Source organism: Streptomyces sp. XM83C (genome assembly GCF_023072675.1).
In the GTDB taxonomy this organism is placed as follows: domain Bacteria; phylum Actinomycetota; class Actinomycetes; order Streptomycetales; family Streptomycetaceae; genus Streptomyces; species Streptomyces thermocoprophilus.
This window is the reverse complement of record NZ_JALLGL010000021.1, coordinates 1-24,691: the sequence shown is the minus strand read 5'-3', so window position 1 is coordinate 24,691 and position 24,691 is coordinate 1. Positions and strand designations below refer to the sequence as shown.

Sequence of the window (24,691 nt, the reverse complement as noted above, 5' to 3'; positions counted from 1 at the left end):
AATGCGGCAGTACTCCCCCGATCTGACCCCGCCCTGGAAGAAGCCGAAGCCGGTCGCCGAGGTGCCTGCGGAGCCCGGCCTGGTGGTGGAGGAGGCCGGTACGGGCTTCTGTGGGGCGGTGATCCGCTGCGAGGCGGGCACGGTCACCCTGGAGGACCGTTTCGGCAAGCACCGGGTGTTCCCGCTGGAGCCGCGCGGTTTCCTGCTGGAGGGCCGCCCGGTGACCTTGGTGAGGCCGGCAGCCGCCGCTCCGGTACGGCCGTCGCGTACGGCGTCCGGTTCGGTGGCCGTGCCCGGCGCCCGGGCCCGGGTGGCGCGCGCGGGCCGTATCTACGTGGAGGGCCGGCACGACGCGGAGCTGGTCGAGAAGGTGTGGGGCGACGACCTGCGCATCGAGGGCGTGGTCGTGGAGTACCTGGAGGGCGTGGACGATCTCCCGGCGATCGTGGAGGCGTTCGCGCCGGGCCCGGACGCACGGCTGGGTGTGCTGGTGGACCATCTGGTGCCGGGGTCGAAGGAGTGGCGGATCGCCGAGTCGGTGACGAGTGAGCACGCGCTGGTGGTGGGCCATCCGTACATCGACATCTGGCAGGCGGTGAAGCCGTCGTCGCTGGGCATCCCGGCGTGGCCGCCGGTGCCGCGCGGGCAGGACTGGAAGACGGGGGTGTGCCGGGCGCTGGGCTGGCCGTCGGACAACACGGGCGCGGTGTGGCAGGCGATCCTGAAGCGGGTGCGGTCGTACAAGGATCTGGAGCCGGAGCTGCTGGGGTGTGTCGAACGCCTCATCGACCATGTGACGGTGCCCTGAGGGGGCGGGGCCGGAGCACGCCGAGACGGGCGGGAGCGCACCGAGCCCGGCGAGGGCCTGAGCGGGGTCGGTCCGGTGGCGTCGGGGATGCGCTTGGGCCTCAGGGGCGCGCTGAGGCCACCGGACGCCCGGCGCCGGCCGCTCGGCTCAGTCGACCAGGTCCCTGACCACCGCGTCGGCGAGGAGCCGGCCGCGCAGGGTGAGCACGGCCCTGCCCTCGTCGTACGGCCGCTGCTGGAGCAGTCCGTCGGCGAGGGCGCGGCGGGACGCGGCGAGGCCGTCCTCCTTCAGCAGGGACAGGGGTACGCCGTCCCGCAGCCGCAGCTCCAGCAGGACGCGTTCGACGCGCCGGTCCTCGTCGGTGAGGATCTCACGCCCCGCGCCGGGGGAGCGCCCCTCGGCGAGCGCCGCCGCGTACGCTCCGGGGTGCTTGACGTTCCACCAGCGCACGCCGCCCATGTGGGAGTGGGCGCCGGGGCCCGCGCCCCACCAGTCGGCGCCCCGCCAGTACAGCTCGTTGTGCAGGCAGCGCCCGGCCTCGGAGGTCGCCCAGTTGGACACCTCGTACCAGTGGAAGCCCGCCGCGGACAGGGTCTCCTCGGCGATGAGGTAGCGGTCGGCGTGAACGTCGTCGTCGGTCATGGGGATCTCGCCGCGGCGGATGCGGCGGGCCAGCTGGGTGCCCTCCTCGACGATGAGGGCGTAGGCGCTGATGTGGTCGGGGCCGGCGCCGAGGGCCGCGTCCAGGGAGGCGCGCCAGTCGTCGTCGCTCTCGCCGGGCGTGCCGTAGATCAGGTCGAGGTTGATGTGTTCGAAGCCGGCGGCGCGGGCCTCGGCGACGCAGGCCTCGGGGCGGCCGGGGGTGTGGGTGCGGTCGAGGATCCGCAGGACGTGCTGCCTCGCGCTCTGCATGCCGAAGGAGATCCGGTTGAACCCGCCCTCACGGAGAGTGGCCAGGTAGGCGGGGTCGACGGAGTCCGGGTTGGCCTCGGTGGTGATCTCGGCGTCGTCGGCGAGGCCGAACTCGTCGCGGATCGCGGCGAGCATGCGCACGAGGTCGTCCGCCGCGAGGAGGGTGGGGGTGCCGCCGCCGACGAAGACGGTGCGGACGGGGCGCGGGTCGTCGCCGAGGACCTTGCGGGCGAGGCGGATCTCGTCGGTGAGGGTGTCGGCGTAGTTGTCGCGGGAGGCGAGGACGCCGCCGGTGCCGCGCAGCTCGGTCGCGGTGTAGGTGTTGAAGTCGCAGTAGCCGCAGCGGGTCGCGCAGTAGGGGACGTGCAGGTAGAAGCCGAGGGGGCGGTCGGCGGCCCCGAGCGCGTGCGGGGGCAGAGCGCCGTCGGCGGGGACGGGCTCGCCGTCGGGGAGAGCGGAAGGCATGGGTTCCATTGTCCAGCACCCGGCGGTGCACCGGCCGCCTCGGTCGAGGGCGGGTGCCCGCTCACCCGGCCTGGAGCACCAGCAGGGCCAGGTCGTCCTCCGGGGGCTGTCCTCCGAACTCGTGCACGAGCCGCCGTATCCGGGTCGCGATCTCCTCGGCGCGGAGCCCGGCGCATCCGGCGAGGGCTCCGGCGAGGCCGTCGCCGTCGTCGAACTGACGGGAGCCGCTGCGCCGCTCCGTGACGCCGTCGGTGACGCACAGCAGGGTGTCGCCGGGGCGCAGCTCCACCGTCTCGCTGATGTACGTCTCGTCCTCGACGACGCCGAGCAGGGTCTGCGGCCGGGCGGCGGTCCGTACGGCGCCGTCGGGGCCGAGGACGAGCGGCAGGGGGTGCCCGGCGGCGGCGAGGGTGCAGCGGACGCCTCCCTCGTGGGGGACGAGTTCGCCGTAGAGGAGGGAGAGGAAGCGGTTCTGCGTGCCGTCGGCCGGGGCGGTGGGGCCGGCCAGGGCGCGGGCGGCGGCGTCCGCGGCCTCGGTGGCGTCGTCGAGGAGGAGCTGGTTGAGGCGGTCGAGGACGTCGGCGACGCCGTATCCCTCGCGGGCGAGCAGCCGCAGCCAGGGCCGGGCGAGGCCGATGACGACGGCCGCCTCGGGGCCCTTGCCCTGGACGTCGCCGACGGCGAAGCACCAGCGGCCCTCACCGGCCGGGAAGAGGTCGTAGAAGTCGCCGCTGGGTCCGCCGATGTCGCACGGCTCATGGACGAGGGCGCTGCTCATGCCGGGGATCTCGGGGAGCGCGCCGGGCAGCAGGCCGCGCTGGAGCACGGCGCTGATGGTGGCCTGCCGGGCGTACTGGCGGGCGGCGCCGATGGCGAGGGCGACGCGCCGGCTGAGGTCCTCCACCAGGCCGGTGACCTCGTCGGGGAACCGTGCCACGCCGGCCTGTCCGATGACGAGCGTGCCGAGGGGCCGACCCCCGGCGACGAGCCGGTAGGCGAGGGCGGCACCGGCGGGGACGGCCTCGACAGGGACGGCGGGCGCGGCACCGGCAGGGGCGGCGGGCGCGGCACCAGCAGGGACGGCGGGCGCGGCACCGGCGGACGGGCCGGAGGCGGCCGGAGGCCACGGGTACGGATACGGGTACGGATACGGGTACGGATACGGCACCGGGCCGGAACCGAGCAGGTCCGGCGGTACGGGCGGTTCCTTCTCCAGGGCGCGGCGCAGGTCCTCGACAAGGTGTTCGTCGGTGTGCCAGACACGCGCGGGCCGCGATACGAGACCCCCCGTGCCGGTGCCCCAGCGGCCGCGGCCGGTGATCTCGTCCTCCAGCCACACCGCGCACCAGTCGGCGAGCCTCGGCACGATCAGCTGTCCGGTGAGCGCGGCGACCAAGTCCTCGTCGAGCTGCCCGGCGAGCAGATCGGAGGCCTCGGCGAGGAAGGACAGCGCGCCGCGCCCGAGCCACTCGCGGTCCCGCCCGCCGCAGCCGGGCTCCGGGGCGAGCCCTCCGGCGACGTCCAGGGCGGCGTCCAGGGGGACGTCGAGGGCGTCGGCGGGGGTGTCGGGGACGGTGTGGGCGTCGTCGGAGGGGGACAGCCGGACCCAGACGGTCTTGGCGCCGCGCCGGTAGGTGATGCCCCAGGACTCGGCGAGAGTGGCGACGAGGCGCAGTCCGCGCCCGTGCTCGGGGGTGTCGTACGCCGGAGCCGCCGGGTCGGTGCGGCCGGTGCCGCCGTCGCGCGGGGCGCGGGCGGGGTGCTGGTCGGAGACCTCGACGACGATGTGCCCGGCGGGCTCCAGGCGGCAGAGCAGGCCGACGTCGGTGCCGGCGTGGACGACGGCGTTGGTGACGAGTTCGCTGACGACGAGTATCGCGTCCTCGGCGAGCCGGTCGGTCAGCTGCCGCGCGCCGGGCGTCGCCGGGTCGGCGGCCCATTCGCGCAGCGCGGCGCGGACCAGGTCGCGGGCGGTGCCGGGCGCGAGGGAGCCGCCGGGCAGCGTGGCGTAGGTGCGGCCGGGCTCGTGTGTGCCGGGCACGGGCGCGTCGCCCGCACGGGTGTCGGTGTCCCGTTGCGCAGGAACGGCCCCCATCGGCGACTCCCGGACAGTCCGTCGTATGTCGGTTGCTGCCGACAGGGTGACAGACCGAACCCACCCGGACGCGGTGAGTTGTCGAAGTGGTCCGCCATGAGGGAGCCCGTGGTAAAGGGATGCTCGATTCGGGCCCATTGGCGGCCGGAACCGAGCGTCTGAACTATGCCGGTGGCTCGGACGGCACCCGGATATGCCGGTGGCTTGGGGCGGGGACTACCGGTTCTGCAGTGATACTTGCTCGTCGTGCGTGAGCGAAGCAGAGACAGTTGAGCGGCCTCCGCTTCCCGGCGTCCAGCGTGGGCTTGCAGGGCGGCAATGACAAGTGGGCGGCACGGCGAAAGCCGATGACCAGGAATCTCCATGGCCAGCATCAACGTGTTTGTCTGGCTAAGCTGACATGCCAACTAGTCTCTCGTTGCAGGGGGTTGGATGGGACAGGGCGGGCAGGACGTGCCGCTGGAGGTTCAGCACATCCGGAAGGCGCTGCTGAAGGAGTTCGGACAGCGGATCTCCATGGAGGACTTCGAGAAGAAGGACCCCAAGGAGCGCGAGACGGCACTGTTGTCGAGGGCCGTCTCCGCGAAGGCGGCCCGCATCCTCACGGACTGCACCTCTGACGAGGCCGCGGCCGGGGTCATCGACGGCCGTGACGACTTCGGTATCGACTGTGTGGCGTTCTCTGCATCGGGCTCCGAGATCTATCTGATCCAGGCCAAGTGGAAGGACAAGGGGACAGCCGGTTTCGACACGGCGGCAGCCCTCAAGCTGGTGCACGGCTTGAAGAAGCTCGACAACCGCGACCTCGACCACTTCAACGAACGGCTGCAGCTCCTCTCCGACCGCGTCCACGGTGTCCTCCGGCTCCCCACCTGCAAGGTGTACCTGGTCATCGCGCTGATGGGAGACGGCCGCCTCTCCCAGGAGACCCGCGACATCCTGGACGAGGCAGCCCGTGAGTTCGGCGGACTCGGGCGGACCGTCACGTACCGGGTGGTGAACCAGGCCGACTTCCATCGAGCCATCCGAGAAGACCTCAAGCCCCAGCCGATCACGCTCAAGGCGACCATGAACCGGGAGTGGTACGCCCGCGAGACCCCGTTCAAGGCAGTGATCGGTGAGGTCAGCGCGGACCAGCTGGCGCGTTGGTACGGCGGCAACGGCGAGCACGAGGGGCACGGCGAGCGCCTCTACGACCGTAACGTCCGCCGCTCCCTCGGACTCACCGGAGTCAACCAGACCATGGTCGACTCCATGCTGGAAGATCCCGAGGGCTTCCTCTACCGCCACAACGGCATCACGGTGCAGTGCGACGACATCGTGCAGGAGTATCCCCTCAAACGAGCGGTGGGGCAGCCGACGATCCTCACCCTGAGCAACGCCAGCGTCGTCAATGGCGCACAGACGGTCACCTCGGCATTTCGGGCGTACGAGAAGGACCCGGACGCCGTCGCGGAGGCCTACGTGATGGTGCGCGTCATCTCCCTGGAGGGGGCGCCGGAGGGCTTCGGTCATTCCATCACCAAGGCCACCAACACGCAGAACCACATGGAGCGCCGGGACTTCATCGCCATCGACCCCGTTCAGAGCGAGATCCAGAAGGACTTCCGTATCTCCCTCGACAAGGAATATGTCTTCCGCAGGGGCGAGCTGGACCCCGCACCCGAGTCGGGCTGCTCGGTCACAGAGGCGGCCACCGCCCTGGCCTGTATGCACCGGGACTCGTCGCTCGCCGTCCGGGTCAAGGGCTCGACCAACGTCCTGTGGAGCGAAGGGCCCAACGGGGCTTACACGCGTCTCTTCGGGCAACAGCCGAGCGCTCAGCAGATCTGGCGCGCGGTCCAGGTATTGCGCCTGGTACGTGACGAGCTGACGAAGACCCGGGCGAAGCTCACCGGACGGCCGGCCGCCATCGCGGACAGTGGGGCTCTCCTCGTCGCCCACCTGGTCTTCCAGCGCATCGGGCGGGACCGGTTCGAAGACTCCGACCGGGAGTGGGAGGGCGTACTCGCGGATATCCCGAACCAGGTGAGCCAGGTGTTGGCGGCTCTGATCAGTCTCGTCGATACCCTTTTCACCCCCGCAAGCTACGTCACCAGCACGTTCGCGAACGAGGAACGCTGCGCGCGCCTGGTATCGGCGGTGCTCGGCACGCTCGAACGCGGCGACGGGCCGGACTCTCCCATGAATCTGGCCGCACTCTTGAAGGTTGCCGGGCAGACACGGCAGCGCAGGCCTCCGACCGTGCGCCTGCTCGTGGACCATGACGTGATCAAGGACGGTACGCCTCTGGAGTACGCCCCCAGCGCTGCGGAGGAATTCGCCATCGGGGCCTGGCTCAACGCCGATCCCCGGCGTCGTCGTGCCAGCTGGGTGAACGACCGCAAGGCGCCGCTTCTCTGGGAGGCCGACGGCCGGCGTTACTCTCCGACCGGGCTGGTCTCCCAGATGTGGAACGAGGCGGACTGGAAGGAGCAGTGGAGCGCGGTCCAGGGCCCCAAGCAGTGGCGTGTGCCGGGGGAAGGAACGCTCGTGGAGATCGCCGAGCGGCTCTGGCAGCGGATCGCGGCCGGGGAGGAGCCGGAGGCGGACGACCACCTGTCGTAGGTGTTCGGGCCGAGGCGCACGGACCGGGGCCGGCGATGACGCTCACGCGTCGTCTGTTCCCTGCGGCCCTTGCAACTCGGCCCACACGGTCTTGCCCGAGGGAAACCGGGGTGTGACACCCCACCGGGAAGCGAGCGCGCTCACGAGCAGCAGCCCTCGTCCATGTTCGCCGTTCGGGCAGGGCGCCTCCGCCAGGGTGGGCAGCCGCTCTCCCCGGCAGTCCGCGACCTCGATCCGGAGGATGCCGGAGCAGCCTTCAGGGAACGGGGTGAGGGTCATCGTGAGCATGAAGTCCCGCCCGGGCACCAGTCCATGTGTAACCGCATTCGCGGCGAGCTCGCCCACCACCAGCTCGGCGGCCTCCAGATGTTCACCGCCCCTGGCCCACCCCCAGTCCGCCAACTGCTGGGTCGCGAGCAGGCGCGCGAGGCGCGCTCCACGCCGCGTCGAGCTGAACCGTTGGATGAAGGGCGCGGGAGAGGTGACGCAGCGGGCCACATGGGACTGGTCACGGATTTCGTACTTCATGTGACAGAGCGTGTCCAGATGGTCGTACGCTGACCAGAGGAACCATCGGTACGGCACACGCCTGTACCGCCGCTGACGGTTGCGTGTCCGTGCTGACGGGAGTAACCGGCCGACGGCCAGGCGGGTTGGGGGATGAGTGATGGCATCGGAGCCTCGTCGGAGCGGCGCCGGAGACCGCCCCGAGCCCCAGGAGGACACGGACGGCCTCCTCGACCTGAACCGGGCTGTGGGGAGGCAGGTCAAGCTGCTGCGGGAGCGAGCCGGCCTGACCCAGAAGGAGCTGGGTGACCGGCTGGGTTACGGCGAGGATCTCATCTCCTCCCTGGAGCGGGGCCGCAGAACACCCCAGCCGGAGTTCCTCGACGCGGCGGACGACCTGCTCGGTGCCGGAGGGCTGCTGAAGGTGACGAAGGAGGACGTGGCCCGGGCGAAGGCCCGCGCACGGGTCCGGCACCCGGCGTGGTTCCGGGACTACGCGCGGCTGGAGGCGGAGGCGGTCGAGGTCAACTTCTACAACAACCACGACATTCCCGGGTTGTTCCAGACCGAGCGACGAACCCGTGCACTGTACGAGATGCGGAAGCCCTTGCTCGACGAAGAAACCGTTGAACAACGCGTGGCCTCCAGGATGGGTCGCCAGGAGATCCTGACCCAGTGGCCCCCTCCCATGGTGACCGCGGTGATCGAGGAAGTAGTGCTTCGTCGGCCGATCGGAGGGCGCGAGGTGCACAAGGAGCAGTTGAACCGACTGCTCGAACTCGGGCGGCTCCGCACAGTCGAGTTGCAGGTGATGCCCACGGACCGGACCGAGCACGCTGGTATGGGCGGTCCGTTCACCTTGCTGACCCCGAAGGGGAAGCCTCAGGTGGGATATACGGAAGTGCAGGCCGTCGCACGCCTGGTCACAGACATGGACGAGGTCCGTATCCTGGCCGCACGCTACGGCAGCATCAGGGCCCAGGCACTCACTCCGCGAGAGTCTCTGGCCTTGATCGAGAGGATGCAGACGGAAGATGAGTGCTGAGAACTCCCAACAGCTCGTCTGGCGCAAGAGCAGCTACAGCGGCAATGAGGGAGGCGAGTGCGTGGAAGTGGCCGCCACCTCGGGAAGTGTCTATATCCGCGACTCCAAGGACGTGCACCGGCCGCATCTCTCCGTGAACGCGGCCGGCTGGGCGGCGTTCGTGGGCTTCGCGGCTGCGGACTGAGCCGACCGCTCGGACACAGCGCGTGGGGAGGCGCTGTCGACAGCGCCTCCCCCTCCGGACGTAACTACGGCAGAGCCGCCGCGACCTCCCGGAAGTGCTTGGCCGCGGTGTCGAGCAGGTCCGCGATCTCGGAGGCGATCTCCTTCGGGGAGCCGAGGTCCACCACCTCTGCTGCGAGGTAGGCATCGAGGTTGAAGCTCACAGTCGGATGGTCCAGCAGGTCGCCCACCGGGTAGCGGCGGAAGCGGTCCGACTCGGTGCGCTCTGAGATGTCTCCGCCAGCCAGACATGCGTTGACGAAGTCGTCGAAGTCCTCTTCGGTGACAGGGTTTCCGGTGTCCGTACGGTGGTTGCCCGTGCGGGCGTCGTAGACCCACAGATTCCGGGTGACGGGCTGACCGTTCGGCTTGGGGGTGGCCTTCGTGAAGAAGAGGATGTTCGACTTCACGCCCTTGCGGTGGAACATCCCCGTGGGAAGCCGCAGGAGTGTGTGCACATCGCAGTTCTTCAACAGCGCCCGTCGTACGGTAGCCGCAGCGCCTCCACCGAACAGCACTCCGTCGGGGACGAACACGGCCGCCCTGGCACCCGGCTTCAAGGTGACCATCAGGTGCTGGAGGAAGTTGGTGGGGAAGTCGCCGTAGGCCAGGAAGTCGTCCCGCATGGTGGCGTTGGGCACCACACCGTCGCTCCTGAAGGGCGGGTTGCAGATGGCCACGGTGGGGAGGACTCCGGAATCCGCCCGCACGACCGGGACCTTGCGCGTGAGGGTGTCCGCGAGCTTCACCGGAGCGGGATCGGAGAACGGCCGGCCTGTGTTGAACAGGATGTTCATGGTGGCGAGTCGGCACATCTGGGCGTCCAGATCGGCCCCCGCGATGGCGGCCGGATCCGTGGACTGCATCGCCTGGTAGGCCGCGATGAGTGTCGAGCCGGTGCCGCACGCCGGGTCGATGACGATGTCGTCGGGCCGCACGTCGAGCACCTTGACGACTGCGCTCAGGACAGGGAACGGCGTCAGCGTCTGGCCTGTTTCGATCTTCCGGTCGATGTCCTCGCGGCAGTCACGCAACATGATCGAAAAGGCGCGCCCCAGTTCGGCTTGGGGTACGAGGCGCCACGCGTAGGGATCGATCTGCTCGGTGATCAGCATCGCCAGCTCGGCCATGCGGTCGAGGTCCCAGGGCTGGGCGTCGCGGAAGACCATGCCGGCGGTCTGCCGGTCGGAACGGGCAGGGGCCTGGTCGCCGAGCTCCCGCATGAGATCGGTGAGACCGGAGTGCAAGGCGTCGCCGCTCAGATCGGTCAGCCTCGGCCAAGTGCCCTCAGGGGCGACGGACTTCCGGGCGAACCTACCGGGGCGCTGGGAGCGCTCATGGTCCAGTTTGAGGAAGAGGAGATAGCCGACATGCTCCACGAACCCGAGTCGCGTGATGGCACGGGTACTGGTCTTCTCGTTGTAGAACCTCCAGAGCCGTGCAGCGATCTCCTCGCCCGTCCAGGACCTCTCCGGTGGAGTGCCCGCCCCCGCCGCGCCGTCGCCTCGGCCGAACCCGTAGACCATGCTTCACCCAGTCCCTGTGTCAGTTCCCGGAGTGGCCGCCGACGGGCCCTCTGGGCCGGGCGGCCAAAGGACTGAGGGCCGGGCTACCGCTCCTGGTCTGTCTCTTCGGTGGTGCCAGTGGTGGTGCTGTTCGCACGGTCGCCCGCGGCCGGATCCGCTTCGACGTCGGCAGTCGTGCCGACGGCCTTCTTCAGGGCCTGGGCAACGGCAGTGAACTCGGCCAACGCGCTTTCCAGTTCGTCCACGATCTCCTGAGCGATCACGTCCGGGGGCGCGAGCGGGGCAGAGGAGGCGGAAGCGGACTGAAGCACCGTCAGGTCGAGGTTGACCTTGTCGCGTGCGATCAGCTCATCGTACTCATACGGCTGGAAGCGCTCACTGGGCTTTCGGGCCGAGTAGTCCGTGCCCCCGGAGTGGAAGGCGGCGACGAAGTCGTCCAGGTGCTCGCGGCGCAAGGCACGCTGCTTGAGGGTGAAGCGCTGGTCGGTACGGAAGTCGTAGACCCACAGCTGCTTGGTGGCGGGCTTGCCACCAGGTCGGGGCGGGACCTTGTCGAAGAACAGGACGTTCGCCTTGACGCCGTTGGCGTAGAAGATGCCGGTGGGCAGCCGAAGCAGCGTGTGGACGTTGGTGAGGTCCAGCAAGCGGCGGCGGATCTCCGCGCCGGCCCCGCCCTCGAACAGCACGTTGTCGGGCAGGACGACTGCGGCCCGGCCGTTGGTCTTCAGCAGGGTGTAGATGTGCTGGACGAAGTTGAGCTGCTTGTTGGTGGTCTGGGTCCAGAAGTCCTTGCGGGCGCTGTACGCCTCGCCGGTAACGGAACCCACACCGAAGGGCGGGTTGGCGAGCACGATGTCGTAGAACTTGTGCGGCGACTTCGCCAGGGAGTCCTGGACCGTGATCAGGGGACGGCCGTCAGAGGTACCGATGCCGTGCAGGAGCATGTTCATCAGCGCCAGCCGGGCGGTCTCCCGCACCAGCTCGTAACCGGTGATGGCTCCCGTCTGGAGTTTGCGGGCCTGGTCACCGTAGAGCTGGTCCTCGTAACGCTCGACGATGTGAGCGTGCGCGGCGATGAGGAAGCCGCCGGTGCCGCAGGCGGGGTCGGTGATCGTCTCACCAAGCTTGGGCTGCACACAGTCGACCATGGCGTCGATGAGGGGCCGGGGGGTGAAGTACTGGCCCGCGCCGGTCTTGCGGTCCTCGGCGCCGCGCTGGAGAAGCCCTTCGTAGGCGTCGCCCTTGAGGTCCTGGTTCTCGCGGGTCCAGGTGTAGGGGTCGATCAGGTCCTTGACGAGCCGGTCCAGAACGGCGGGCTCGTGGATCTTGTTCTGCGCCTTGGTGAAGACCTCGCCGAGCATGGTGCCGCCCTTGCGGCCCAGCTCCCGCAGGATGTGCTCGTAATGCTCCAGGAGGTCCTCGGACGACCGGCTGGTGAGGCTGGGCCAGTCCAGTCCTACGGGGACGAGCGGTTCCTCCGGCTCGTTCTTGCGGAATCTCGCGGGACGGTTGGCCCGCTCGTCCGCCATCTTCAGGAAGAGGAGGTAGGTCAGCTGCTCGACGTAGTCGAGGGTGGAGACCCCGGAGTGGCGCAGCAGCTCGCAGTACGACCAGAGACGGTTGACGAGCGTCGAGGTCGTCTCTCCTGCGGACCGGCGAGCGGTGGCGCTGTTCACTGGGGCGGGGGTGGTGCTCATGAGGGCAGTTCTTCCTGACCGGGCGGGGTGGAGCGGGGCTTACGGACGGCGCGCTTGCGGGGCGCCTTGGCCTTCTGCTCGGCACGGATCCGGTCGAGCAGTGCCGATGCCGGTTCGTCGGCGGGGTCCTGGGGCACGAGGGCGCCGGTGAAGGCGGCTTGGAGGAGAGCGGCACGAAGATGTGAAGAAGAGGACCGGATTTTGTCGACCTCATCAGCGAAAGGCTCAAAGGCGGCATAAGCCTGAGATACCTCTTCAACCAGCAACTGCTGATCTCTCAAGGGAACGTACGGAATCTCTATATTTTCCAGGATGGCTTGGTTGATCTTGTAAATCCCAGCCGTAGTGCGCGCTTGCCTCTCGATCTGCTCCCTAACGCTTCGGGAATTCCACACCAGTCCGAGGTAAACGGGAGACAACTTATCCATGTCAACCCTGACCCTGATCAAAGTGTCAGGGTAGGCGATAGGCGAGCGAACCTCGGGCACCAACGCACCGCGCCCTACGAGAGACAGCGTCCCATTTCCGCGAGCTACAAGGAAGTCACCCTCAGCAATCAAGTACTTCTTGGGGTCGATACCCTCCCAGTCTCCACCCTTTTGAATCGATGGGTCAACCAACGTCCCACGAATCGAGTTGAGCTTCAGGACAGGGAAACCACCATCGCACGTGGGCACTGATTTCCCGTTTGCCAGCGGCTCCGAAATTAGGTCTTTAAGCAATCGCCCTGACGATGCCGCCTCGATCAGAGATCGTTCGAGCACTGCACTCTTCAAGTGTGTGATTTCACGACGCGCCCGATCAACTGCGAGTTCCCCGAGTGAGATATGGGCAATCTGCCGTTCCACCTCGGCTACAATCCGAAGCTGCTCCTCGTATGGCGGCACCAAGACTTCAGTGCTCATTAGCCAGGGCACCTCAAGCGAGGCGACCGTTGTGCCATGCTTACGGCAGTTCTCCAGAATGTACCGCTCGCGTTCCCGAATGGCCCAGGACAGCCAGCGACCATCGATCCCATGATGCGGGACAACCGCCTTCATGTCCTGGTTGAGCGTCACATCGAAGGGCACATAAGCCACAGGGACCTTGCGCTCCAAAATGCCGGAGCGAACGACCAGAGCGACAGATCCCGCCGGTACCAGTTTCACAGGTGACGCATCCAGTGCGGATTCGTGGATGAGGTCCTGCGTCGCTGCGAGGATATCGGGCCCCATATCCTTGGGAGAGAGCCAGGGAATGGTGCCGTCAGTCCAGAATTCCGGACGTTTCTTCGACGGTGTGCCACCGCCGAACCACTCACCGAGTTCCCCCAGCGTCGCCCGTGCCCACCCCGGCGGAAGCTCCCCAGAAGCTCCCCCAGCAGGTGCCTCGGGGCCATCAGGCCCCTGGGGCCCGTCCCCCACAGCCGTATCCAGCCCCAGCGTCACGCGCCCAGCTCCCTGTCCAGTTCGTCGAGGATTTCTTCCGCCCTCACCTCACCGAACTCCGCGAGGAAGCCGTCCGTGCCGTTCCGCTTGGTGAATGGGGCGTAGTCGAGGTCGGCGGTGTCGAAGCGTACACGGTCGACCGTCGCACGGACGATGTGGTCCAGCCACCAGCGCTCGGCCTCGGTGAAGGTCACACCGGCCTGCTCCTGCCGAGCCAGCCAGGCCGCGTACCGCTCCTGGACCGCCTCCTGGTGGGGGCGGGGCGGCTCGGCGCCGTTCTCCGCGCCGCCCGCCAGTTCGTACCGCAGCAGGGCGAGCAGGTCAGCCGCCGTCCGGGCGGCGGAACGGTCCGCTGCCACTGCCTCGCCCACCTGCTCGTAGGCACGCCACAGCCGGTCCGGTGTCCAGGAACGCGGCGGGCGGGCCACGGAACGTGCCAGGTCCTTGAGGCGCCTGAGGGCCTCGCGCGGAGGTACCTGCGAGCCTGCGGCGAAGGCGAGGGAGAGCGCTGCGATCTCGTCCCGGTGCTCGTCCACGTACGCCTTCCAGTCCCGGACGGTGTCATGCGCCGTCGACTCGTCCTCCGCGACGGCGCCGGCGGACACGAGGGCGTCGCGGCTGGTCTCGTCGTACAGGATGTCCTTCGCGCGGCGCATCTCCAGCAGCCGGCTCCGCAAAGCGGGGTTGGACGCCAACGGCAGCAGGGCACGCTCGACCAAGGACCTGACGGCCTTGTCCGGATCGAGGCCGAGCTGTTCCGCGGCCTCCCGGGTCCTGGCCTGCTCGTCGACGGATACGGCCTCGACCATGTTGTGCACGATGGTCTTCAGGGGCACGCCGTTGCTGAGGGTCTCGATCTCGGCCCGTTCCTCGTCGGTCATCTGGAGGTCGAGCTTGGCGAGGCGCGAGGCCAAGGTGGAGACGTGTTCGTCCTCCGCGATGCCCCGGGCGGTCAGGCGGAGGAGTTTCTCCAGGTTGAGGTCCTTCTCCGTGTGCCGCTCCAGCGGGCCCGCGTCCACCTTCGGCTTGCGGGTCACTCCCACCGCGTCGACGATCACGAAGCGCGTCTTGGGGCCGACCCCAGGTGTGACGCGCTCGAACTCGGTCAGCGACAGGGTCCGCGCGCCCCGGCCCTTCATCTGCTCGAAGTAGGCCCAGCTGTTGACGTCACGCAGGAAGAGGAGGCACTCCAGCGGCTTGACGTCCGTGCCGGTCGCGATCATGTCCACGGTGACCGCGATGCGCAGCTGCGGGAGGTTGCGGAAGTCGGAGAGGCGTTCGGCGGGCTTCTTGGCCGCGTGCGTGATCTTCGTGCAGAAGTCGTCGCCCTTGCCGAAGACATCCCGGACGACCTCGACGATCTCCTCGGCGTGGTTGTCGTTCTTGGCGAAAATGAGGGTCTTGGGGACGTACATCTCGTCCCACAGCAGCTCACCGGTCTCCTTGTCGCGCTTGGCGCGTTCGGGGAAGATCTCGGTGAACAGGCGCTCGCGGAAGGTGCGGATCACCGTGCGCAGCTGGTCCTTGCTGATGACACCGACGCCCACTTCCTTGGCGCCGTACGTCACGTCCTCGTCGAAGTCCTCGTAGCGCTGCCGGCGGGTACGCCGGTCGCGGACGGGGATGGTGCCCCGGGCGATGACTCCGCCCTGGCCCGTTATCCGGGTGAGGATCTCGTAGACCTGGAAGTCGACGTTGACGCCGTCGGCGACGGCCTCCTGGTAGGTGTACTCGCTGACCAGGTTGCCGTTGAAGTAGCCGAAGGTCTGTGCGACGGGTGTCGCGGTCAGGCCGACGATCGGCGCGTCGAAGTACTCCAGGACGGAGCGCCACTTGCCGTAGATGGAACGGTGGCACTCGTCGACGATGATCAGGTCGAAAGACTCCGGCGGGATGTCCCGGTTGTAGCCGACGGCGATGTCGCCCGGCACATCGTAGGCGTATTCCTCCTCGCCGTCCGTGCCCGTCTGCGTGGGCACGCTGGCACCGGTCAGCTCCATGTACAGGCGCTGCACCGTGGAGACGACGACCTTCGCGGAGGGGTTCATCCCCTCAGCGCCCAGGCGCTGCACGTTGAACAGGTCGGCGAAGGTGCGGTTGGTGTCGGGGGTGGTGAAGTTCTCGAACTCGGTCTGGGCCTGGGCGCCCAGGTTGTTGCGGTCCACCAGGAACAGGACACGCTCGGCCTGGGCGTACTTGAGCATGCGGTACGCGAACGTGACCGCCGTGTAGGTCTTGCCCGCACCGGTCGCCATCTGCACCAGGGAGCGGGACTGTCCGGTGCCCTGCTGCCCCTTGCCGAGCGCGACGGACTCCTCAACGCCGCGCACCGCCTTGATCTGCGCGGGACGGAGCGGGCGCTCGTCGAGCTCGGGCATCCGGTAGCGCAGCCGGGCGCGGTACGAGGGGGCCTGGGGGTCCTGCTCGGCCTGACGGATCCACCGGGCGAGGGTGCGGGGCTGGTGGAAGGAGAAGATGCGCCGGGTGCGCGAGTCCGGGTCGAGGCTGTTGCGGAACCGGGTCTCGCCACCGTCCGAGACGTAGCGGAACGGCAGTGGTGTGCGCCAGGCGATCAGGCGCTGCTGTGCGTCGGTGGGGTGGTCCGCGTACCGGTCGGCCTGTGCCTGGGCGGCGGTCAGGTCGGCCCCCTCCCGCTTGGCCTCGATCACTCCGACGAGCTTGTGCTCCACGTACAGGGCGTAGTCGGCCCGGCCCTTCGCGGTGGTCACCTCACGGACGGCCACACCGTTGCCGCGCCGGTCGCCCTGCACATGGAGGTTGAGGTTGGCGCCCCCGTCCTGGACGCTCCAGCCGGCCTCGGTGAGCATCTCGTCCAGGCGCGTGCGCACCTGGGCCTCGGTGAGGGGCTCACGGGCGGCCTGCTCGGCGTTGTCCAGCAGCCGAGCGCGTTCCGCCACGGCCTCGGAGGCGGCGGCCGGGCTGGTGGCCTGCGCGCGCAGCAGGCGGTTGTCGTTGTCGGACTGTGCCTGCTGGAGGGCTGCGAGCTGGTCGCGCATGGCCTCGACCTGGCGGGCCAGTTCCTCGCGCTCGGCGGTGGCCGCGGCCAGCTCCCGCTCTGCGGCCGCACGGGCGGCCTGTTCGGCCTGCGCCTGCGTGGCCTTGCCCTCATAGGTCAGGCAGGCCTCCTCCAGGGCCCTGCGTGCCTGCTCGACCTGAGCGCGCAGCTCCTCGTTCTCGGCAGCCGGAGTACGCGCCGGGTTCGGGGGGATGAAAGGCTTTTGCTCGCGGGAAGCGGTGAGCAGCCGGTAGTACCAGACGCCGAGGCGGTGGCAGGTGCGCAGCGCCCGGAAAGCGTCTTCGGGGCTGTCGTAGCCCTCGTGATTGGCCTTGTTCCCGAGTATGCGGACCTCGTGGAACGCGGCCTTCACATTGCCGTGGAGATAGCCCTCACGATCCAGGGCCTCCAGGCGCTCGGCCTGCTTGCTGCCGGTGTACTGGACACGCCCGCGCCGGACGAGGTCGGAGGCGAGGGCCTCACCGAACTGACGGGACTTGATGAGCGAGGTGTTGGGGTCGGTGAAGACATGGGCCTCGGCGGCCGTGCCGTAGGCGACGAGGAGCGGCAGATGGTCGTACAGAAAGCCGAAGTTGCGTGACGTCCGGGCGAGTTCGGCAAGCTTGGGATCCGGCGTGCGTGCCGTGCCGTCTGCGCTCATCGGGTGAGTGGGCTCTCTCTGCCGTGGCCGTGTGCACCGAGGCCGTTTCCGGCTGATCGGGCGTCCTGAGGATCATTCAGCCTAGCCGCCGTCGGCTCGGGCGGCCATGACTTGCATCGTGAGTGCGCACAGTTCGAGTGGCCGTATGCCTCGACCGATGAGGCGGACAAGAACACTCGACGGGGCGGGGCCCTGAGGTTCGGCCAGGGACCCGCCCCGTTGCGTCTTGCCCCGTCACGGAGTGACGGTCACGCCTCGCGCGTGCCCGCGTACATCTCGTCGAGCAGGTGCTTGTACTCCCGCTCGACGACCGGGCGCTTCAGCTTCAGGCTGGGTGTGATCTCGCCGTGCTCCACGTCCAGGTCGCGGGGGAGCAGGCGGAACTTCTTGATGGTCTGCCAGCGCTGGAGGCCCTCGTTGAGCTGGTCGACGTACCCCTGGACGAGGGCGACGGTCGCGGGTGCGGCGACGACCTCGGCGTACGACTTGCCCTGCAGGCCGTTCTCCTTCGCCCAGTCGAGGATGGCGGCCTCGTCGAGGGCGATGAGCGCGGAGCAGAAGTTCCGGTCGGCGCCGTGCACGAGGATGTTGGAGACGTACGGGCAGACCGCCTTGAACTGGCCCTCGACCTCGGCGGGCGCGATGTACTTGCCGCCCGAGGTCTTGATCAGGTCCTTCTTGCGGTCGGTGATGCGCAGATAGCCGTCGGGGGACAGCTCACCGATGTCGCCGGTGTGGAACCAGCCGTCGCTCTCCAGCACCTCGGCGGTCTTGTCGGGCAGCTTGTGGTAGCCCTCCATGATGCCGGGGCCGCGCAGCAGGATCTCGCCGTCCTCGGCGATACGGACCTCGGTGCCGGGCAGCGGCTTGCCGACGGTGCCGGTGCGGTAGGCCTCGCCGGGGTTGACGAAGGAGGCCGCGGAGGACTCGGTGAGGCCGTAGCCCTCCAGGATGTGGATGCCGGCGCCGGAGAAGAAGTAGCCGATCTCGGGGGCGAGGGCGGCGGAGCCGGAGACGCAGGCGCGCAGCCGGCCGCCGAAGGCCTCGCGGATCTTGGCGTAGACGAGGGCGTCGGCGACCTTGTGCTTGGCGGCGAGGCCGAAGGGCGCGGTGCGGTTGCCGGTGCGCTGGAAGTTGTCCTGGGTGATCCTGGCGTACTCGCGGGCGACCTCGGCGGCCCACTGGAAGATCTTGTACTTGGCTCCGCCGCCCGCCTTCGCCTTGGCGGCGACGCCGTTGTAGACCTTCTCGAAGATGCGCGGGACGGCGGCCATGTAGGTCGGCTGGACGACCGGCAGATTCTCGATGATCTTGTCGACGCGGCCGTCGACGGCGGTGACGTGGCCGACCTCGATCTGGCCGGAGGTGAGCACCTTGCCGAAGACATGGGCGAGGGGCAGCCACAGGTACTGCACGTCGTCGCCGTTGATCAGGCCGGTCGCGGCGATCGCCTTCGCCATGTACGACCAGTTGTCGTGCGGGAGCCGCACGCCCTTGGGGCGTCCGGTGGTGCCGGAGGTGTAGATGAGGGTGGCCAGCTGCTCCTTGGTGATCTTGCCGACGCGTTCCTTGACGAGGTCGGCTTCCTGCTTGAGGCGGGCGGCGCCGCGCTCCTCCAGGTCGGCGAGGGTGAGGATCCAGTCGCCGGTCTCCACTCCCGTCGGGTCGATGACGACGACGTGCGTGAGCTCGGGCAGCTCGGCGCGCTTCTCGACGGCCTTGGCGACCTGGGCCGCGTTCTCCGCGATCAGCACCCGGCTCTCGGAGTCGGAGAGGATGTACGCCGACTCGTCGGCGTTGGTCTGCGGGTAGATGGTGGTGGTCGCGGCGCCGGCGCACATGATGCCGAGGTCGGCGAGGATCCACTCGATGCGGGTGGCGGCGGCGAGCGCGACCCGCTGCTCGGGCTGGACGCCCAGCTCGATCAGGCCGGCGGCGATGGCGTAGACCCGCTCGGCCGCCTGCGCCCAGCTCAGCGACCTCCAGTCGTCGGGGCCCTCGCCGGAGGCCGGCGGCACCGGGTACCGGTAGGCCTCCGCGTCCGGTGTGGCCGCCACGCGGTCCAGGAAGAGGCCCGCAACGGACGGCGGACGGTTCTCGATCAGTGTCTGTGCGTCGCTCACGACATCCTCCGGGGCCCGCGTCAGTGCGGCTGGCTCAGTGCAGCTGGTTCCTACCCGCGAGGCGTTGTTTAACTCGCGAGTAACTATCGAGCAGGGATCAGGGTAAGGGTCAGGCAGTCGCTGCGTAAGGGGCCGCGCCCGGTCACTTGCGCCGCGATACCGATGTGAGATGCGGAGGGGCCCGTCGCACTTTCGTACGACGGGCCCCTGTTGCGCCCGCTTTGCCGGGTCGACCTGCGGTAACCGGTGGTTACTTCTTGCCCTTGGCCGACCCCGCGCTGTCATCGCTGGAGAGGACGGCGATGAAGGCCTCCTGCGGAACCTCCACCGAACCCACCATCTTCATCCGCTTCTTGCCTTCCTTCTGCTTCTCCAGCAGCTTCCGCTTACGGGAGATGTCACCGCCGTAGCACTTGGCGAGGACGTCCTTGCGGATGGCGCGGATGGTCTCACGGGCGATGACCCGCGAGCCGATGGCCGCCTGCACGGGCACCTCGAAGTTCTGCCGGGGGATCAGCTCCTTCAGCTTGGCGACGAGCCGCACACCGTAGGCGTACGCCTGGTCCCGGTGGGTGATCGCCGAGAAGGCGTCCACCTTGTCGCCGTGCAGCAGGATGTCCACCTTCACCAGCGAGCTGGACTGCTCGCCCGTGGGCTCGTAGTCGAGCGAGGCGTACCCGCGCGTCTTCGACTTCAGCTGGTCGAAGAAGTCGAACACGATCTCCGCGAGGGGCAGGGTGTAGCGGATCTCCACCCGGTCCTCGGAGAGGTAGTCCATGCCGAGCATGGTGCCGCGCCGCGTCTGGCACAGCTCCATGATCGCGCCGATGAACTCCGACGGCGCGAGGATCGTCGCCCGCACCACCGGCTCGAACACCTCGGCGATCTTGCCCTCGGGGAACTCGCTCGGGTTGGTGACGACGTGCTCGCTGCCGTCCTCCATGATCACGCGGTAGACCACGTTCGGCGCGGTCGCGATCAGGTCGAGGCCGAACTCGCGCTCCAGCCGCTCCCGGATCACGTCCAGGTGCAGCAGGCCGAGGAAGCCGACGCGGAAACCGAAGCCGAGCGCGGCCGACGTCTCCGGCTCGTACACCAGCGCGGCGTCGTTCAGCTGCAACTTGTCCAGGGCCTCGCGCAGCTCCGGGTAGTCGGAGCCGTCCAGCGGGTACAGCCCGGAGAACACCATCGGCTTGGGGTCCTTGTAGCCGCCGAGCGGCTCCGTGGCGCCCTTGTTCTGGCTGGTGACGGTGTCACCGACCTTCGACTGGCGGACGTCCTTCACACCGGTGATGAGGTAGCCCACCTCGCCGACGCCCAGGCCGTCGGCCGGCAGCATCTCCGGGGAGTTCGTGCCGATCTCCAGCAGTTCGTGCGTGGCGCCCGTCGACATCATCTTGATGCGCTCACGCTTGTTGAGCTGGCCGTCGATGACACGGACGTACGTCACCACACCGCGGTACGAGTCGTACACCGAGTCGAAGATCATCGCGCGGGCGGGGGCGTCGGCGACACCGACCGGCGCCGGGATGTCGGCGACGACCTTGTCCAGCAGCGCCTCCACGCCGAGGCCGGTCTTCGCGGAGACCTTCAGCACGTCGTCGGGGTCACATCCGACCAGGTTGGCCAGCTCCTCGGCGAACTTCTCGGGCTGCGCGGCAGGCAGATCGATCTTGTTCAGCACCGGGATGATCGTGAGGTCGTTCTCCATCGCCAGATACAGGTTGGCGAGGGTCTGCGCCTCGATGCCCTGGGCGGCGTCGACGAGGAGGATGGTCCCCTCACAGGCGGCCAGCGACCGCGAGACCTCGTAGGTGAAGTCGACGTGCCCCGGGGTGTCGATCATGTTGAGGATGTGCGTGTTGCCCGGGTCGTGGGTCGGGGCCCAGGGCAGGCGCACGGCCTGGGACTTGATCGTGATGCCGCGCTCGCGCTCGATGTCCATCCGGTCGAGGTACTGAGCACGCATCTGCCGCTGCTCGACCACGCCGGTCAGCTGGAGCATCCGGTCGGCGAGCGTGGACTTGCCGTGGTCGATGTGCGCGATGATGCAGAAATTGCGGATCAGAGCCGGGTCGGTACGGCTCGGCTCGGGCACATGGTTAGGGGTCGCGGGCACGCAGGGTCCTGTCTCTTGAGGCGCCTTATGCCTCGGGTCGGATCGATACGTAGGTTCCATGGTCCCACGGGCAGGGCGCGGCGACCGGTTTGGGCCACTCGAAGGGCCGCTGGTAGTGTAGGTGGCTGTGTCTCATGCCCTCTCAGCGCGAGGCACGACCCCAAGAAATCACCTGGCACGGGACTCGGGAACCTTCGGGACATCCCTCGGGATCACCCTCGGGCCCCCGACGCTCCGTGCCTGAACCTGAAAAGGCTCATTCGTGGCGAACATCAAGTCCCAGATCAAGCGGATCAAGACCAACGAGAAGGCCCGGCTGCGCAACAAGGCCGTCAAGTCCTCTCTGAAGACCGCGATCCGCAAGGCTCGCGAGGCCGCTGCCGCGGGTGACGTCGAGAAGGCCGTCGAGCTGCAGCGCGCTGCCGCGCGTGCGCTGGACAAGGCCGTCTCGAAGGGCGTCATCCACAAGAACCAGGCCGCCAACAAGAAGTCGGCGCTGGCTGTGAAGGTCGCGTCCCTCAAGGGCTGACACATCTGCTGATCTGATCGCCGGAAGGACCCAGGGCGGGCCCTCTCTCATCCGTCCCCGACCGGCACCCCCGGAGCCGCGCGCGGCCTGCGTTCGCCACGCGGGCGCGGTTCCACCAGCTTCACCCGAAGGCCCCGCCGCCTCCGCCCTTCCCCAGGGCGGGGCGACGGGGCCTTCGGCATGCCGGGTGTGGGACGACGCGGCCCGCCTCTTCGCGGTCGCAGGGCTGGTGGGGCGACGCGGCCCGCCTCTTCGCGGTCGCGGGGCTGGTGGGGCGACGCGGCCCGGCTTTCGCTGCCGCGGGACTGGTGGGGCGACGCGGCCCGCCTCTTCGCGGTCGCGCCGCCATGTGTCACGACCAGAAGCCGTCGATGTCGTCGATGTCGGCCAGGACCTCGTCCAGGTCCGTGATCTTGTCCCCGATGATCCGGAAGACGATGCCGCCCATCTCGTCCAGGTGCTTGCCGCCACGGTCGGCCGTGGCACGGTGCAGGGACACGGCGTGCCCCCGGCCGTCGACGAGCACGTGCTGCAACTCGACCCGGCCGCCGGTCTCCGCGGCGAGCCGGGCGTAGCAGCCGTCGATGATCGAGTCGATGCCCTAGTGGTCGCCCGACGGCATGCTGGAGCCGAGCACGTGGTGTATGCAGTCCCCGGTCATCAGGGAGCGAAGCGTGTCCATGTCCCCTTGCTGGAAAGCCTCGTACCCCTAGCGGACGAGCGCTGCGTACGGATGCTCAGCCATGCCGATCGCCACCTCTCCGTCATTCCGGCGATGTACGGCTGACGCCTCCGAATTCTCTGCGCCGCCCGCCTACCGGCCTCTGGAGCGAGCGGCCCGCGCAATGGTCACGACGGCCTTCTCCAGCGCGTACTCGGGGTCGTCGCCGCCGCCCTTGACGCCCGCGTCGGCCTCCGCCACCGCCCGCAGCGCCACCGCCACCCCGTCCGGTGTCCAGCCGCGCATCTGCTGCCGTACCCGGTCGATCTTCCACGGCGGCATGCCCAGCTCGCGGGCCAGGTCGGCGGGCCGGCCGCCACACGCCGAGGACAGCTTGCCGATGGCCCGCACGCCCTGCGCCAGCGCACTGGTGATCATCACCGGCGCCACACCGGTGGCGAGGGACCACCGCAGCGCCTCCAGCGCCTCGGCGGCCCGCCCCTCCACCGCTCGGTCGGCGACGGTGAAGCTGGAGGCCTCGGCCCGGCCCGTGTAGTACCGCCCCACCACCGCCTCGTCGATCGTGCCCTCGACATCCGCGGTCAGCTGCGACACCGCCGACGCCAGCTCCCGCAGATCGCTGCCGATCGCGTCGACGAGCGCCTGGCAGGCCTCCGGGGTGGCGGAGCGCCCGGACGCGCGGAACTCCTGCCGTACGAACGCCAGCCGGTCCGCCGGCTTCGTCATCTTCGGGCACGCCACCTCCCGCGCCCCCGCCTTGCGCGCGGCGTCCAGCAGCCCCTTGCCCTTGGCACCGCCGGCGTGCAGCAGCACCAGCGTGATCTCCTCGGCGGGCGCCGCGAGATACGCCTTCACGTCCTTGATCGTGTCGGCGGACAGGTCCTGCGCGTTCCGTACGACGACGACCTTGCGCTCGGCGAACAGGGACGGGCTGACCAGCTCGGCCAGCGTGCCCGGCTGCAACTGGTCGGGGGTCAGCTCGCGCACGTCCGTGTCGGCGTCGGCGGCTCTGGCGGCGGCCACCACGTCCCGCACGGCACGATCGAGCAGCAGGTCCTCCTGCCCCACGGCCAAGGTCACGGGGGCAAGCGGGTCGTCGTTCGCAGTCTTCCTGGCCATCGGGACAAGCATGGCACGCGCCACTGACAACGAACCCCGCCGCCCGGCCCGGCCGTGCCACCCCGGCGACGGGGCCCGCCCTGAGAGCACCCTCGGGCCCAAGGATCACACTCAGGCCGCATATCACCCTCCGGCCCGCCGATCACACTCGGGCCGTGGGCGTCTGGCCCGGTCCGGGGCAGCCCCTGACCGGGTCCCGCGCCGACACCGTGAGCGTGCCGACGGGCGCCCCGTCGGCACGCGCCGTCTTGTCAGCGCCCACCGGCCTTCGGCCGACCGCCCCGCTCCACGCGCCTCGACCCAACCTGCCCGCGAGCCCCACGCGCCCCGAGCCCGCCAGAACGGCGAGCCCCACGCGCCCCGACACCGCCCGCCGGAACCGTGTGCGCCGCGCCCGCCCGTCACCCGGCCCCGGAGCGGCACCCTCCGCGGCGCCCCGGTCCGGTCACGGTTCCTCGCGCCAGCCGTCCCACTCCCCCGCGAACGCGTCCAGCTCGGCCGGGTCCAGCAGGGCCTCCTCGTCCCGCAGGACAACCAGCCACTGCGCGTCCTCTGCGTCGTCCTCCCCCGCGAGCGCGTCCCGGACGAGCCGCGGTTCCTCCGACACCCCGAACCGCTCCCCGAGCGCCTCCACGACCTCCTCCGCGGCATCGCGATCGGGCAGCACCAGCACATGTCTCACATCGCTCACGGCACCATTCTCGGGCAGCCCCGCACACCTCCCTCCCCAGGGGACATGAGGCTGCCCCCACCGGCGGATGTCAGGCGTCGCCGCCGCGCCGCCGTACGACCGGCACACGGTCCAGCTCGATGCCGAACCACTCCCGATAGGCGGCCAGCACCTCCTCGTCCGCGCCCAGTTCGCGCTCCCGCCGCGTCCCGTCGGCCGCCGTGGACGTCAGCCGACGCCCGCTGAGCGTCACCCTCCCGCCGTCCTCCGTCACTCGCGAACACACCAGCGACCGCATGAAGTGGGACCGCGGTGAGGTGCTGTGCCACCAGGCGCCGGTCATGAAGTCGCCGAGCACACGAGGGCGTACTTCGAGGCGGTACTGGCGACCGCCGTCCCGGATCACGTCGAGGTCCGTCTCTCCGGCTCCCTCGGCCCCATCCCCGCCCTCGGCCCCCTCC

At 69.3% G+C, this 24,691-nt stretch carries 17 protein-coding genes and 1 pseudogene; 5 read left to right on the top strand and 13 right to left on the bottom strand.

All coding sequences use genetic code 11. The features are described 5' to 3' along the window. Position 1 precedes the first annotated feature (1 nt). On the top strand, positions 2-808 hold the full coding sequence (locus tag MTQ10_RS04595) for a DUF3097 domain-containing protein (RefSeq protein ID WP_247462482.1): 807 nt from the start codon (positions 2-4) through the stop codon (positions 806-808). 147 nt (positions 809-955) lie between these two features. On the opposite strand, the gene hemW is transcribed toward MTQ10_RS04595, so the two are convergent. Then, the gene (gene hemW / locus MTQ10_RS04590; protein WP_247462480.1) at positions 956-2,185 is read right to left on the bottom strand and encodes a radical SAM family heme chaperone HemW; all 1,230 of its coding nucleotides are present in this window, start codon (positions 2,183-2,185) and stop codon (positions 956-958) included. A 61-nt stretch (positions 2,186-2,246) separates the two neighbouring features. Continuing rightward, positions 2,247-4,280, bottom strand: a complete 2,034-nt coding sequence (locus MTQ10_RS04585; protein ID WP_247462478.1) for an ATP-binding SpoIIE family protein phosphatase — start codon at positions 4,278-4,280, stop codon at positions 2,247-2,249. A 432-nt stretch (positions 4,281-4,712) separates the two neighbouring features. Between MTQ10_RS04585 and MTQ10_RS04580 the strand changes: the two genes are divergently transcribed. Then, the gene (locus MTQ10_RS04580; RefSeq protein ID WP_247462475.1) at positions 4,713-6,887 is read left to right on the top strand and encodes an AIPR family protein; all 2,175 of its coding nucleotides are present in this window, start codon (positions 4,713-4,715) and stop codon (positions 6,885-6,887) included. Between the two features lie 42 nt (positions 6,888-6,929). On the opposite strand, the gene MTQ10_RS04575 is transcribed toward MTQ10_RS04580, so the two are convergent. After that, entirely contained in the window at positions 6,930-7,415 is a 486-nt protein-coding gene (locus MTQ10_RS04575) for an ATP-binding protein (RefSeq protein ID WP_247462473.1), read from the bottom strand. 139 nt (positions 7,416-7,554) lie between these two features. Between MTQ10_RS04575 and MTQ10_RS04570 the strand changes: the two genes are divergently transcribed. Both MTQ10_RS04570 and MTQ10_RS04565 read left to right on the top strand, forming a co-directional pair. Continuing rightward, positions 7,555-8,439 (top strand): helix-turn-helix domain-containing protein, encoded by an 885-nt coding sequence (locus MTQ10_RS04570; protein WP_247462471.1) that lies wholly within the window; start codon positions 7,555-7,557, stop codon positions 8,437-8,439. Further along, positions 8,429-8,623 carry a DUF397 domain-containing protein gene (locus MTQ10_RS04565; RefSeq protein ID WP_247462469.1) on the top strand — a complete coding sequence of 65 codons (195 nt, stop codon included), beginning with the start codon at positions 8,429-8,431 and terminating at the stop codon, positions 8,621-8,623. The genes MTQ10_RS04570 and MTQ10_RS04565 overlap by 11 nt, the downstream gene beginning before the upstream one ends. A 64-nt stretch (positions 8,624-8,687) precedes the next feature. On the opposite strand, the gene MTQ10_RS04560 is transcribed toward MTQ10_RS04565, so the two are convergent. From MTQ10_RS04560 to lepA, 6 genes are all read right to left on the bottom strand, one after another. After that, a complete protein-coding gene (locus tag MTQ10_RS04560) occupies positions 8,688-10,187 on the bottom strand; it encodes an HsdM family class I SAM-dependent methyltransferase (protein WP_247462467.1) in 1,500 nt (499 codons plus the stop codon). A gap of 83 nt (positions 10,188-10,270) precedes the next feature. After that, positions 10,271-11,884 carry a class I SAM-dependent DNA methyltransferase gene (locus MTQ10_RS04555; RefSeq protein ID WP_247462465.1) on the bottom strand — a complete coding sequence of 538 codons (1,614 nt, stop codon included), beginning with the start codon at positions 11,882-11,884 and terminating at the stop codon, positions 10,271-10,273. Further along, on the bottom strand, positions 11,881-13,311 hold the full coding sequence (locus tag MTQ10_RS04550; RefSeq protein WP_247462463.1) for a restriction endonuclease subunit S: 1,431 nt from the start codon (positions 13,309-13,311) through the stop codon (positions 11,881-11,883). Before MTQ10_RS04550 ends, MTQ10_RS04555 begins: the two co-directional genes overlap by 4 nt. Further along, positions 13,308-16,988, bottom strand: coding sequence for a type I restriction endonuclease subunit R (locus tag MTQ10_RS04545; protein ID WP_247462461.1), 3,681 nt, complete (start codon positions 16,986-16,988; stop codon positions 13,308-13,310). The genes MTQ10_RS04550 and MTQ10_RS04545 overlap by 4 nt, the downstream gene beginning before the upstream one ends. A 248-nt stretch (positions 16,989-17,236) precedes the next feature. Continuing rightward, positions 17,237-19,111 (bottom strand): AMP-dependent synthetase/ligase, encoded by a 1,875-nt coding sequence (locus MTQ10_RS04540; protein ID WP_247462459.1) that lies wholly within the window; start codon positions 19,109-19,111, stop codon positions 17,237-17,239. 250 nt (positions 19,112-19,361) lie between these two features. Continuing rightward, complete coding sequence (gene lepA, locus MTQ10_RS04535) at positions 19,362-21,230, bottom strand: translation elongation factor 4 (protein WP_247462457.1); 1,869 nt, start codon at positions 21,228-21,230, stop codon at positions 19,362-19,364. 262 nt (positions 21,231-21,492) lie between these two features. On the opposite strand from lepA, the gene rpsT reads away from it, so the two are divergent. Continuing rightward, positions 21,493-21,759, top strand: a complete 267-nt coding sequence (gene rpsT / locus MTQ10_RS04530; protein ID WP_110628098.1) for a 30S ribosomal protein S20 — start codon at positions 21,493-21,495, stop codon at positions 21,757-21,759. Positions 21,760-22,111: 352 nt separating this feature from the next. Here rpsT and MTQ10_RS04525 read toward each other — a convergent pair. The 4 genes and pseudogenes from MTQ10_RS04525 to MTQ10_RS04510 form a co-directional block, all read right to left on the bottom strand. Further along, positions 22,112-22,504, bottom strand: a pseudogene (locus MTQ10_RS04525) (nuclear transport factor 2 family protein). 69 nt (positions 22,505-22,573) lie between these two features. Next, a complete protein-coding gene (holA, locus tag MTQ10_RS04520) occupies positions 22,574-23,560 on the bottom strand; it encodes a DNA polymerase III subunit delta (protein ID WP_247462454.1) in 987 nt (328 codons plus the stop codon). Between the two features lie 445 nt (positions 23,561-24,005). After that, positions 24,006-24,251: a hypothetical protein gene (locus MTQ10_RS04515; RefSeq protein WP_247462452.1), complete on the bottom strand. Its 246-nt coding sequence runs from the start codon at positions 24,249-24,251 to the stop codon at positions 24,006-24,008. Between the two features lie 70 nt (positions 24,252-24,321). After that, the gene (locus MTQ10_RS04510) at positions 24,322-24,636 is read right to left on the bottom strand and encodes an arylamine N-acetyltransferase (protein WP_374117569.1); all 315 of its coding nucleotides are present in this window, start codon (positions 24,634-24,636) and stop codon (positions 24,322-24,324) included. Between the last annotated feature and the right edge of the window lie 55 nt (positions 24,637-24,691).